Annotated in this window: 12 protein-coding genes; 8 read left to right on the top strand and 4 right to left on the bottom strand. The window is 57.4% G+C overall.

Annotated features, from left to right (window positions below):
• Positions 1-182: 182 nt before the first annotated feature.
• Positions 183-1718, bottom strand: a complete 1536-nt coding sequence (locus tag JAO29_RS01060; RefSeq protein ID WP_334266316.1) for a fumarate hydratase — start codon at positions 1716-1718, stop codon at positions 183-185.
• Between the two features lie 53 nt (positions 1719-1771).
• On the opposite strand from JAO29_RS01060, the gene JAO29_RS01055 reads away from it, so the two are divergent.
• Both JAO29_RS01055 and JAO29_RS01050 read left to right on the top strand, forming a co-directional pair.
• Entirely contained in the window at positions 1772-2218 is a 447-nt protein-coding gene (locus tag JAO29_RS01055) for a hypothetical protein (RefSeq protein ID WP_334266315.1), read from the top strand.
• 44 nt (positions 2219-2262) lie between these two features.
• On the top strand, positions 2263-3663 hold the full coding sequence (locus JAO29_RS01050) for an aspartate ammonia-lyase (RefSeq protein WP_334266314.1): 1401 nt from the start codon (positions 2263-2265) through the stop codon (positions 3661-3663).
• A gap of 40 nt (positions 3664-3703) precedes the next feature.
• Here the strand turns inward: JAO29_RS01050 and JAO29_RS01045 are convergent, their stop codons facing one another.
• Positions 3704-4387: an outer membrane protein gene (locus JAO29_RS01045; protein WP_334266313.1), complete on the bottom strand. Its 684-nt coding sequence runs from the start codon at positions 4385-4387 to the stop codon at positions 3704-3706.
• 161 nt (positions 4388-4548) lie between these two features.
• On the opposite strand from JAO29_RS01045, the gene JAO29_RS01040 reads away from it, so the two are divergent.
• Entirely contained in the window at positions 4549-5097 is a 549-nt protein-coding gene (locus JAO29_RS01040; RefSeq protein ID WP_334266312.1) for a c-type cytochrome, read from the top strand.
• A 101-nt stretch (positions 5098-5198) separates the two neighbouring features.
• On the opposite strand, the gene JAO29_RS01035 is transcribed toward JAO29_RS01040, so the two are convergent.
• Positions 5199-6416, bottom strand: a complete 1218-nt coding sequence (locus tag JAO29_RS01035; protein ID WP_334266311.1) for a DUF481 domain-containing protein — start codon at positions 6414-6416, stop codon at positions 5199-5201.
• Positions 6417-6869: 453 nt separating this feature from the next.
• Between JAO29_RS01035 and JAO29_RS01030 the strand changes: the two genes are divergently transcribed.
• The 3 genes from JAO29_RS01030 (at position 6870) to JAO29_RS01020 (ending at position 10311) form a co-directional block, all read left to right on the top strand.
• Positions 6870-7604 (top strand): GvpL/GvpF family gas vesicle protein, encoded by a 735-nt coding sequence (locus tag JAO29_RS01030; protein ID WP_334266310.1) that lies wholly within the window; start codon positions 6870-6872, stop codon positions 7602-7604.
• 221 nt (positions 7605-7825) lie between these two features.
• The gene (locus JAO29_RS01025; RefSeq protein WP_334266309.1) at positions 7826-9466 is read left to right on the top strand and encodes an OmpA family protein; all 1641 of its coding nucleotides are present in this window, start codon (positions 7826-7828) and stop codon (positions 9464-9466) included.
• A 71-nt stretch (positions 9467-9537) separates the two neighbouring features.
• Positions 9538-10311: an SDR family NAD(P)-dependent oxidoreductase gene (locus JAO29_RS01020; RefSeq protein WP_334266308.1), complete on the top strand. Its 774-nt coding sequence runs from the start codon at positions 9538-9540 to the stop codon at positions 10309-10311.
• Positions 10312-10364: 53 nt separating this feature from the next.
• On the opposite strand, the gene JAO29_RS01015 is transcribed toward JAO29_RS01020, so the two are convergent.
• On the bottom strand, positions 10365-10586 hold the full coding sequence (locus JAO29_RS01015; protein WP_334266307.1) for a hypothetical protein: 222 nt from the start codon (positions 10584-10586) through the stop codon (positions 10365-10367).
• Between the two features lie 254 nt (positions 10587-10840).
• On the opposite strand from JAO29_RS01015, the gene JAO29_RS01010 reads away from it, so the two are divergent.
• On the top strand, positions 10841-11782 hold the full coding sequence (locus tag JAO29_RS01010; protein WP_334266306.1) for an ATP-binding cassette domain-containing protein: 942 nt from the start codon (positions 10841-10843) through the stop codon (positions 11780-11782).
• Between the two features lie 14 nt (positions 11783-11796).
• Positions 11797-12666: an ABC transporter permease gene (locus tag JAO29_RS01005; RefSeq protein ID WP_334266305.1), complete on the top strand. Its 870-nt coding sequence runs from the start codon at positions 11797-11799 to the stop codon at positions 12664-12666.
• Positions 12667-12683 lie beyond the last annotated feature (17 nt).

The raw sequence follows: 12683 nt of genomic DNA, 5'->3' as shown, positions 1-12683 counted from the left end.
CGATTCACCGGCCTCACCTTGTTATTCTGGATTTGACCGTTTAAAGCAAAACGCTCCCAACTGAGGAGCGTTCTTTCCGCAAGGCGGGTAAGCAGGTTCTGGTCTCATAGTCTGAAGATGCGGGCGAGGTCCAGACCTAAATCTAATGCTTTGAAGATTTTGCCCAAAAATGTACGGGGGGGTTACTGCAGGATCGGAACCCCGCCCAGCTCCCCCGCGATCCTGGCCTTCCACTCCACGGGACCGGTCTTGTGGACGCTGACGCCCTTCGAGTCGACCGCCACCGTCACCGGCATGTCGACCACCTCGAACTCGTAGATTGCCTCCATGCCCAGATCACCGAAGCCCAGCAACTTGGAGCTCCTGATCGCCTTCGACACGAGATAGGCTGCACCACCGACGGCCATCAGGTAAACGGCGTCGAACTCCTCGATGGCGTCGATCGCCATCTGACCCCGCTCGGCCTTCCCGACCATGCCCAGCAAGCCAGTCTGCTCCAGCATCTGCCGAGTGAACTTGTCCATCCGGGTCGCCGTCGTCGGGCCCGCCGGGCCGACTGCCTCGTCGCGTACCGCGTCCACCGGGCCGACGTAGTAGATAAAGCGGTTGGTGAAGTCGACCGGAAGCTTCTCGCCGCGGTTCAGCATGTCAGTCATGCGTTTATGAGCGGCGTCGCGGCCCGTCAGCAGCTTGCCGTTCAGCAGCAGAACCTCACCGGGCTTCCACGTCTTCACCTCTTCGCGGGTAACCGTGTTCAGGTCGACCCGCCGGGCGCTCGATGCGTCGTAGGTCAGCTCCGGCCAGGCATCGAGCGACGGAGCCTCCAGTGCCACTGGACCTGATCCATCGAGATGGAAGTGAGCATGCCGCGTCGCCGCGCAGTTCGGAATCATCGCCACTGGAAGATTCGCCGCGTGCGTCGGGTAGTCCTTTATCTTGATATCGAGCACGGTCGTCAGGCCGCCCAGGCCCTGCGCTCCAATGCCGAGCTGGTTGATCCGGTTGTAGAGCTCGATCCGCAGTTCCTCGAGTTTGTTCTGCGGTCCGCGCGCGATCAACTCCTGCATGTCGATCGGGTCCATCAGGGACTCTTTCGCCATCACCATCGCCTTCTCCGCCGTCCCGCCGATCCCGATGCCCAGCATCCCCGGCGGGCACCAGCCGGCGCCCATCGTCGGAACCGTCTTCACCACCCAGTCGATGATCGAATCCGACGGATTCAGCATCACGAACTTCGACTTCGCCTCCGAGCCGCCGCCCTTGGCCGCGACCGTCACGTCAACATCGCCGCCCTCGACCATCTCGACCGAGACGACCGCCGGCGTGTTGTCGCCGGTGTTCTTCCGCGAAAATGCTGGATCGGCCAGGATGCTGGCCCGCAGCTTGTTGTCCGGAAGCATGTAAGCGCGGCGCACACCTTCGTCAACCATCTGCTGCACGGTCTTGAGAGGCTGGCCGTCATTGTCCCAGCGCGCCTCCATCCCGACCTTCACGAACGCCGTCACGATGCCGGTATCCTGGCAGACGGGACGGTGACCCTCGGCGCACATGCGCGAGTTGATCAGAATCTGTGCCATCGCGTCCTTGGCCGCAGGCGACTGCTCGAGCTCCCAGGCGCGGGTCAGGTTGGTGATGAAATCCTCAGGGTGGTAGTAGCTGATGTACTGAAGGGCATCGGCGACAGACTGGATGAAGTCGGATTGCTTGATGGTGGCCATGGCACCATCATTTTAGAGTTTTCCAAGTATCGTTGTCGTGGACTTTGGCGCAGATGCGCGTTTATCGAAAGGGCATGATGAAGCGAGGACTACTGATCAAACTGATCTGGAGAGATAACGATATCGTTGAAGCGCGAGTGTCCGCGTCGAATGGCGAATTTGCCGGAACTGCCGATATGTACCTCTCCTATGGTGCTCTGAAAGAGCTTGCAGAAGGATTAAGGAGCTTCCCGACTGCATCGGCCGATGCTCGTGACGTCGAAATAGGCGATCTCGATAACAATGGATCCGGGGGCGCCACCGTGCGGTTATATATGGTTGATCGCGCAGGCCACATGGCGATAACACTCACCTTATTAGCAGGCACTCTACGAGGAACCGGTCAAATCGTCACGATGCATTCAGCGATTGAGGCTGCGGCGGTTGATGATTTCGTGTCAGAACTGATGAGAATGAATGACGAGGTGGGCACCCATGCATTTCTGAGGTTTAGCTTGTAAGCCTTGCGCAATGTTGCGACATCCAATTTGCAGGAGACTGAGCGATGTCAAAGCTGCGAAACGAAAGCGATTCTTTAGGCCCGGTCGAGGTCCCGGCCGAGGCGCTCTATGGAGCCCAGACCACCCGCGCGGTCGGAAACTTCCCCATCAGCGGACTGAAGGCCAGCCCTTTCCTGATCCGTGCCCTCGCGATGATCAAGCTTGCGGCGGCAGAGGCCAATACCGAGCTGGGCCTGATTACAGAGGAGCAGGGTAGAGCCATCGTCGAGGCCGCGCAGGAGGTTCTCGACGGCAGGCATCATGAGCACTTCATGGTGGATGTCTTTCAGGCGGGAGCGGGCGTGAGCCTGCACATGAACACCAACGAGGTGCTGGCGAATCGCGCCAACCAGATCCTCGGGGAGGAGCTAGGGAGCTATAAGAAAGTTCACCCGAACGACCATGTGAACTACGGGCAATCGACAAACGATGTCTTTCCGACAGCGATGCGTCTCAGCGCGTTGCTCGCTCTCGAGGAGCTTTACCCTGTACTTGAATCACTCGCCGGAAGCTTTTCCGCCAAAGCCGAGGAGTTCAAGGACATCCTCAAAGCCGGACGCACCCACATGCAGGATGCCGTGCCGATCACGCTTGGTCAGGAGTTCGCCGCCTACTCGGTGGCCATCAAAGAGGCTTCCGCCAGCATCCGGCGCAACGCCGTCACGCTACACGCACTCGGTCTTGGAGGTTCAGCGGTCGGAACCGGCCTCAATACTCATCCTGACTACCGATTCAAGGCCGTGGCAAGGCTCGCAAAGCTGTCAGGGCTGGAGCTACATCCGGCTTACGATCTGCGTTACGCAATGCAGTCGTGCGCTCCCATGGCTGACATCTCTGGAGCACTACGGGGTTTAGCGCTGGAGATGATCCGCATCTCCAATGATCTCAGGCTGCTCTCCTCCGGCCCGAATACCGGCTTCAACGAGATTCACTTGCCCAGTCTGCAGCCCGGGTCGAGCATCATGCCCGGCAAGGTGAATCCCGTGCTTGCAGAGCTGACGGCGATGGTGGCCTTCCAGGTCGTCGGCAACGACACTGCGGTGGCGATGGCGGTGCAGGCAGGCCAGTTGGAGTTGAACGTGATGATGCCTGCCATGGCGCACGCGACCTTGCAGTCCATCACTGTCCTTACCAATACCTTGCGCCAGCTCGATCTTTACTGCATTCGGGGTATCACGGCGAACAAGGAACGCAATGCGTTTTACGCCTCCAGCACGATTGCGCTCGCGACTGCGCTGAATCCTTATATTGGCTATCGCAAGGCCGCGGAGCTGGTGAAGGAGTCGGTTGCCTCGGGCCGCTCGATCGTCGATCTGGCGCGAAAGAAGAAGCTGCTCAGTGAAGAACAGATAGCCGAGATTCTAGACCCCAAAAACATGACCGAACCGCATGCCAAGATCTCTTGAGGCTGCGGTTCGGTCGTGTTTCCAATCTAAGCTACGAAGCCTACTTGATGCGTCCGAAGCGGTAGACAACACCCATGTTTACGCCGATATTGTTCTGAATCGTTCCACCCCAGGTGGAGCCCAGATAGGTTGGCGTGATGCGGACTGCAAGATTCGGGTAGAAGTTGTAATCCAGGTTGGCTCCGACGGAAAACACCGCGCGAGTCTCTGACGGCCACAGGCCAAGGTTCTCTGCGGGGATGCCTTTGGATCCACTATCGAATTTGCCGATTCCGGCACCCCCGGTGCCGAAGACGCTCACCGCGGCCTTTTCGCCGGTGTAGAAGCGGTAGAGCGGACCGGCCATGAAGGTGTACTGCGAGATCTGCGGGTTCTTGATGTTGTAGATCGTGTTGCCGACCTTGGCGTGGCCGTAGGCTCCGCGAACGTCTCCCGTGATACCGAACTTCGGGGTCATGAAGCGGGTTGCCGACATCCAGAAGGTCACTTCATTATTCTTCTGCAGGAGTTCTCCGGAACGAAAGCGAAGATAACCGCCGCCGCCTCCAAGCTCCCACTGGTGGGAATAGGTGTCCTGAATGGTACGTTCGATGCGGGCTCTACGATTCGCATTCGTCTCACGCCTGCGCGAAAACTGGGCCTGAAGAGGGGCCGCTCCGCCTGCAACGAACACGGCGGCCAAAGCGGCTGCCGCAAACTTCACACTAAACCTGAAACCGAACATCAACGATTACTCCTGCACAAGCTGAGCTCTTGCTATGGTGGAACTGCGGCGCGCCGCCGGAAGTCGAACTGCGGCCAACTCTTATTAGAACATCCGCAACATCCGTTCGACGGACAGAGCAGGGCTTCCCTCTCGTTTTAAGGCGTGGAAAGGACATCAAATTGGCTAAAAAGGGTGGAGGCGGCGGTTTCGGCAAGCTGGTGTTGGGATTTCTCCTGGGCGTTTTGGCCGTGGTGGCGGCAGGGTATGCCTACATGCGTTTCGGCAGTCTTCCGGTCGCGGTCGCCGACGCCCCTTTTCTGATGGAGAAGCAGATTGTCCGGATTCCGCTCCATAGTCGGATCGAGAGCGAGAAGAAGGACCCGCCGTTCGGGATCAGTGAAGATGTCTTCGAATCAGGCGCCAAGATCTATCGGACACAGTGTGCGGAATGCCACGGCACCCCGGGACACGACGTCCCCTATGCAAGATACATGTATCCTTCAGCTCCGCAACTCTGGAAGAAGCATGGCAGCAAAGGGGTGGTCGGTGTAAGCGATGACGACCCGGGAGAGACGTACTGGCGAGTGTCCAATGGAATACGGCTTACCGGAATGCCGGCTTTCAAGCATGTCCTTTCCGATACCGAGATGTGGCAGGTCAGCCTTCTTCTGAAGAATGCCGATAAAGATATGCCTGACCCGGTAGAGCACATCCTGAGAGGGAAGTAAGGTCGTTCGGTCCTGGTATTTGACTCCAGAATCAGAAGATCCCAAAGAAAAGGCGGTCCGGAAATCTGATCCAGACCGCCCATTCTTTGCTATCCGGTCGTTTAGTGGAAGTTGTAAGTAACTCCCGTGACGAACTGCAGGCTGTTCTTGTTGTATCCAAGTGCCGGATTGTTCAGGTAGTTATCGAGCAGATTCACGCTGAGGCTGAACCGATGGTAGACCGGAAGAGCCAGGCCGAGAGAACCGATCGCGGACCATGCATTCGTGTTATTCCAGGATTGAATGTAGGTGCCGCTGTGGGTCAACTGAATCTTACCGGGAAGCGCGCGCCGGTAGGCTTCGCCGAAGGTTGAACCGATCAGGTTCTGGTCGGGGGTGAGCGGAAACTGCACCGCAGGAGGAGCAGGCTGGATGGGCTGAATGAATTTCTGCTGCTCGTAGTGGATATCGGCCTTCAGGTCCAGCTGATGGACCGCGGTCTGGAAGACGGTGTAACCGGCACCAACACCGTAGATCTGCTGGAAGTTCAGGCCTTGTGAGAAGTTATGATCGTAGGACAGGTTGCCCAGCATGTAGAAACGCGGCGTGATGTACTTATCGTGCTCGAAATCCGTATGGAAGATGCTGGTTTTCGCCTCCGATGCCGGCAGGTTTGTCGGATTCGGAATGACCGGTTGCGTCAACTTCCCATAGGTCTCAAGCAGGTTGAATGTGGTGCGGGTTCTGGGCGGAAGATAAGCGACAGAGGGTATGGCACGTATCAAGGAGACGGCGGCGGTGTAAGTCTGTCCATAGGAACTTGACTGCAGGACCGTAGCGCCGCCGGTCACGGAGCCATCCCATCCGCTGAAGAAACCCGGATGACCGTTCAGCTCTTGGTTATAGGTCTCCCCGTCGACGATGTAGCCCACATCTTTTCCGGCTACGGTCTCAGGGGCTCCGGTGGGGGTGGTCTGTTTGACCTCGCCGTTCTCGATCGTGATATTCGTAGCCTGCTTCGGAGCGTGGGTGATCTTCTCGTCTTTGCGCAGAATGACAAAGTTGCTGCTGGATCTGAGCTCTTTCACCTTATCCATCGATACGGTGACTTCGCCCGCCACATCGCTTTTGAAGACAACACTGTCTCCCACACCACGTTCCAGCTTGCCGCTGAGTTGGTCGCCGTTCTTGAAGATGATGACGTCCGGGGCTGGCGTTGCTGGTTTGTCCTGCGCGTGAACGGCGACAGGGGGGAGGGCTGCCAACAGGCTGATCGCCAGGAACGGGCGCAACGGGCGCAGACGGCGAAGGACGAGCTCGAGATTTAGGGATAGCTTCATTCTTCCTACTTTGGTTGCAATAGAGTTAGGGGGACCATTGTCGGGTTGAATGGGGTAACTGTTTGGATTGGAAGCATCTTACGGCTCACAGGTTGTTCCAGGGCGAAGGATCGGACGGTAAATAGAAGTTGCCAGCCAGGAAGCCGTTCGATGGACGGCTCAGCCCTCTTTATTGTTGAAAAGTGAACGGAACGAGACGCTTGCAGGTTGCCAAAGATGCATGTGCTCGGCTTTCGGTGCATTTTTTCAGGTAAAAACGCTTGCCAACCGTTGTTCCATCGGCTTACTATCCGTTTCGGCTTCGGTACAGTGCGCTTATCGCGCAAAGTGCAGGAGGCGAAAGCGTCGTAAATGAACAGCTTGTCGAAACCTTTCGTTTCAGTATGAATTACATAACCAACTGCCTGCAGGGGTGGTTCAAGCCCTGCGTGCGTCATGGGAAGGTAAAAAACGATGGCATGGTACGCCTATTGCATTGCAGAAAGACAGGCCTTTCCGGAGCTTTGTAGGCATCGTCGTCCGATGCCGCTGGCCGGAGTTACGGGTCTGTTTGGAAATCAGACGTTTCTCTTTCCAGCCAGTGATCTTGCAGTGATCGTTTCGGAGCATAATGCTGAAGATAGCGCCCGGATTGATCAGCAATCCCAAAAAGACCACGCACGCGTGATCGCTGACTGCTTTAAGCATTCCACGGTCCTACCTTTTCGCTTCGGAACCACGTTTGAGGATGACGATGCTCTGCGGCGCTCCGTCCGTTCCAATCAACGCCACTTCCTGGCCAATGTAGAACGGCTACGGGGTAAGGCGGAGATGCACCTGAAGGTTCTGGTTGATGACACATGTCCGGGAAACACTCTGCGCGATATGACTGTGGGCCAGCAATACCTGACCAGTCTTCGCGAGAGCGCCAGCCGGCAGAGAGAGCGTCAGTCCAAGGCGCGCGCTCTTTCCGTACAGATGCATCGCATGTTCCTCCCGCTCGCCGAAGAGATTACGTGCAAACGGATGGAATCCGGCAAGATGCTTCTGGATATCGCCCACCTGATCGACAACAAGACGATCGAGCGTTATCAGAACAAGTACACTTCGGCTATGCAGCAGATGAAGGAATGCCAGATGCAGCTCTCTGGTCCCTGGCCCCCTTACCACTTTGTTCACCGCCCAAACGGCCATCAGCACTCGGCTTAGTACAGCCGGCAAAAAGGAGCGAATCTCATCCTGCGAGGTGTGAGATTCGCTCCTTCTTGTTTTTGCAGACAGCCTCGTGGCAACCGGCAAAGCGTTCAGCAGACTACTTTTTTCTCCGGTCGGGCATCGCAACATAAAAGGAAAGACCAGCAGGCGCCGCTCCGAAAGAAGATATGGAGACGTTCGCTTTGTAGACTGCCTTTGATCGAAGGAGAACGTAAATGTCGAAGACGAAGTCTGGAGCGGCCCTGGTTGCTGCTCTCATATTTGCTGCTATTGGTTTCATAGAGGTTCGTGGAGTTCAGTTACGCGCCCAGGAGCCCAATCCTATGGCGCAGCAGGCTCCTCCGGATGACAACAAGATTACGAAATCGTCGGAAGGCGTTTATCTCTATCGGGTCAAAGTCGTGCAACGCGATCTGGATGCGGTGAACTACCTGCATCGCAGCGGGTCGACCAGAATCGCTTTCAAGGGAACGCCCTTGCTCCCTATGGCCAAGGGGGAAGCCAAAGTTACAAGCGAACGTGGGGGCATCACGATCGACGCCCGGTTCGAAGGTCTGACTCCGGCCAATGGCTTCGGCCGCGAATACCTTACCTACGTGTTGTGGGCGATCACGCCGGATGGACGTCCTAATAATCTTGGCGAGATTCTGCCCGCTGGGACGAAAAACAACATTACGGTGACGACGGCACTGCAATCTTTTGGTCTGGTGGTTACAGCCGAGCCTTACTTTTCGGTCACGCAACCCAGTGATCTTGTGGTGCTGGAAAATCAGATCATCCAGGACAAGACAAACGGCGTGCTCGAGAAGGTTAACGCACATTACATGCTGCTGCCGCGAGGAACCTACGCGGAGACGGGCGGCGCCAACTCGGTGATCGATCCGATCACACGGGACGAGCACATGCCTCTGGAGTTGTATGAGGCGAACAATGCGCTGCGAATCGCGCAGCAGGCAGGCGCCGATAAATACGCGAAGGATATTTACGGCGAAGCCATGCTGGATCTGAAAAATGCCACCGACATCCTCTCGGGCAAAAAGCGCGACACAAAGATGGGCATTACTTATGCTCGGCAGGCGGTCCAGCGGGCTGAAGATGCGCGGCTGGTAACGCTTCGTCGGCAGGCGGCGGAACGGCAGCACAACGCAGAGATGGCGCAGCAGCAGGCGCAACTGCAGGCACAACAGTCGGCGCTGGATGCAGAGAGAGCACGAGCAGCCCAGGCTCAGGCCGATGCAGAGCGTGCCCGCGCCGAGGCCGCTGCAGCCCAGGCTCAAGCGCAGGCGGCGCAGGCTCAGGCCCAGGCCAATATGGCGCAGAAGAACGCCGACACCGCCAAGGAGGCCCGAGAGCGTCTGCTGGCCCAGCTCAATAGCGTCCTGGCAACCAGCGAGACAGCTCGCGGCCTGATCGTAAACATGTCGGATGTTCTGTTCGATACGGGCAAATACACTCTGAAACCCGCTACGCAGATAAGCCTGGCAAAGGTTGCGGGAATCCTTCAGGCGTATCCCGGTCTCAAGCTCCAGGTTGAGGGCTATACGGATAGCACCGGCAGCCCGGAGTTCAACCAGAAGCTCTCGGAGAATCGTGCTGGCGCCGTAAGGGACTTCCTTGTGACGCAGGGTGTATCGGCAAACAACATTGTTGCTACGGGCTATGGGATGGCCAAGCCCGTAGCCGACAACAATACGGCAAAAGGCCGTGCGCTGAACCGGCGCGTGCAGTTGGTGGTCTCGGGAGAGGCTATCGGCGTGCAGCAACAGGGACCGGATGCAGATACGACTCCTGCTCCTGCTCCCGCTCCAGAACCGGCTCCGGGTTCCCGAGGAGTCTCGAATCCACCGCAGCCCTAACTTCAGGCTAACGCTCGAACAATGCCGGGGAGCTTATCCACTCCCCGGCCTTTTGTTTATAAAGGATAGATATGGGATATCTAAGTGGAAAAACGGTATTGGTGACTGGGGCGAGCTCCGGCATTGGGCGCGCGACGGCGATTGCGTTCGCACGAGAGGGAGCACGGGTCGCGGTCTGTGCTCGTCGTGAAGATCGGCTGAAAGACCTTGAAACGGAGTTGACGGAAGCCGGTGCGGCCGGAGTTCATACCTTCAGCCTGGACGTCAGCCAGCGGAGTGCGGTGGAGCAGACGCTGAAGGCCTTGCCTGAGGAGTGGAGGGCGATCGATGTGCTGGTGAACAACGCCGGCCTCAGCCGCGGCCTGATGAAGGTCTACGAGGACGATCCGCAAAACTGGGAAGAGATGATCGATACAAATGTGAAGGGTCTTCTCTATGTCACTCGTGCGATCGTCCCTGGCATGGTTGAGCGCGGGAGCGGTCACGTTGTGAACATGGGGTCGACTGCTGGCTATATGACATACGCCAACGGTGCGGTGTACTGCGCGACCAAGGCGGCGGAAAAAGCCATCAGTGAAGGATTGAAGATTGATCTAATGGGAACAGCCGTCAGAGTGACTTCTATCGATCCAGGCATGGTTGAGACCGAATTCAGCGAGATTCGTTTTCGAGGGGACAAAGAGAGAGCAGCGAAGGTCTACCAGAACATTACACCGCTCAAGCCGGAAGATGTTGCGGATGCAATCGTGTGGGCGGCATCGCGCCCGCCACATGTAAATATCCACACGGTCGTGATGACTACGATCGACCAGGCAAACTCAGTGGTATTTCATCGCCACGGCTGATCGCGCGCGAGAAGCGGCGGGCTTTACCGGCGAGTCGGCAGGGCTGGTGCAGGTTACATATGCACAGTCCAGCCGAGCTCGGCGAGCTTCTCCTCAATATCCGCCAAAGCATAGGTCAGGGCAGAGCGACGATGTGGACTCGACGTGCGCTCGGAGAGAATGCGTTCGCGCTGCATTTCGAGCGCTTGTACGCGGCGCTTGCGCTCGGCAATCTCTGCACTGTTGTCCCGGGCTTCCGGCTTTGGAGCGGCGGCTTCTGCCTGCTGTTCTTCCACGGATTTACTCTCCCATCCACGCGACATTGGTATATTCTACGCCGATCGGTAAAGTTCCCGCTGGTTTTGCAACATCCAAGCACGACCGGGCATCTCTGGAAAGGGTGACAAAGAGCCCTTTGCCTTTCCGAGTACAATCTGGTGTCGTCGCGGCTTGAGGCAGGCATCTGGGAATCGGCTGGGCCTCACTCCAACACGTCAAGAGAGGGCCTACACTTCAACTAGCGCGACAGGTGCTTACGGCGGAGGATGCCTTGATTGTTGAAATAGAAGGTCTAAGAAAGGTCTACGACAGCAAGCAGCGGGTTGTGGCTGTCGATGGAATCGACCTTTCCGTACGCGAAGGGGCGCTCTATGGATTTCTGGGCCCCAATGGCGCGGGCAAGACCACGACCATCAGTATCTGCACCACTCGCGCACTCCCGACGGCCGGAACCGTTCGGATTGCAGGTATCGACGTTGTGAAGTCGCCGTCGCAGGCAAGACGATGCATCGGAGTTGTTCCCCAATACAACACTCTCGACCGTGCTTGCACCATCTACGAGAACATCCACTTCCACTGCCTCTACTTCGGATTCTCCCGCCTCGACGCTCATAAGCGTACGGAAAGACTTCTGGAGCAGTTTCACCTGACCGAGCGCGCCCAGGCCTATCCTTCGCAACTCTCCGGCGGCCTCGCGCAGCGTGTGCAGATCGCCCGGGCGATTGCACATCATCCAAAGGTGCTCTTTCTCGACGAACCGAGCGCCGGACTCGACCCGCAGAGCCGGATTGCGATGTGGGAGGCGGTGAAGAACCTGCGGGAAGAGGGGATTACGGTGGTGCTGACGACCCACTATATGGAAGAGGCGGATGAGCTTTGTGATCGCGTTGCCATCATCGATCATGGCAAGATTCTGGTGGAAGATACGCCGTCAGCCCTGAAAAACTCTGTCGGTGCGCAACGGATCTATGAACTGGATCTCCGCAGCCTGCAGAACGCTCCCGAACTTCTTCAAAAGCTTGAGCGGCAGCCCGGCATTGCCAGTGTAGAGACTACACAGAAGGGATTGCGTATCTTCGCCGAAGGGACCGAAGGGCTGCTGTCGGAGGTCGTTCATGCTGCGAACCCCTATGGTCTCCGCGACCTTACCATCACAGAGCCTAGTCTGGAGACGGTCTTTATCCGTCTAACCGGACGAGAGCTTCGCGAGTAATCTGAGATCTCCCTATGACCCAGCTGGCTACCATCGAAACTGAAGCGCCCTCTCCCGTCACTGCGGGCGGGTCTGTAAAGATGCAGTATCTGCGCGCCTTCCTTGGACTGTTTCTGCGCGACCTGCACGTTCTGCGACGGGAGATCTTTCCGTTTGTGATTCGCGTCTGCATGAACCCGATGCTCTTCCTCTTCGTCTTCACCTTCATCATGCCGCATATGAGCGGAGGCGCTTCGATGAACCCCACCGCTGCGGCGATGGGTAATAATTTCAGCACGATCCTGTTGCCAGGGCTGATGGCCGTCGCCATTATGTTCAGTGGCATCGCGGCGGTGGCGCTTCCGCTGGCACAGGAGTTTGGAATTACCCGAGAGATCGATGATCGCGTGATGTGCCCGCTGCCTGTCCCGGCTGTGGCGATCGAGAAGATTCTGTTCTCCGCGATGCAAAGCATCATTGCTGCCATCGTCGTGTTCCCGCTGGCATACTACATCCCTTCGACGCCGGTGGTAGCACACGTCAACAACTGGCCTTATCTGATCGTGATTCTGATTCTGGCCTCCGTCACCTCCGGCGCACTCGGTCTGACGATCGGGACGACCGTCGAACCTAAACAGATTGGCCTCATCTTCGGCGTCGTCGTTATGCCGATCACCTTCCTGGGCTGTGTCTACTATCCCTGGACTGCGCTGGGCCAGATCCGCTGGCTGCAGATTGGTGTGCTGGTGAACCCGATCGTCTATATGAGCGAAGGCCTGCGTTCTGCGCTTACACCGACGCTGCCGCACATGAATCCATTCCTGATTCTCGGCATGCTGGTGTTCTTCCTGCTGCTGCTGACCTGGCTTGGGATTCGTGGATTCCTGCGCAGAGTAATTGGGTAGCGTTCCAGCAGGCCTAC

The organism is Edaphobacter sp. HDX4 (assembly GCF_036877565.1).
GTDB lineage: Bacteria > Acidobacteriota > Terriglobia > Terriglobales > Acidobacteriaceae > Edaphobacter.
This window is presented reverse-complemented; position numbering and strand designations above follow the sequence as displayed.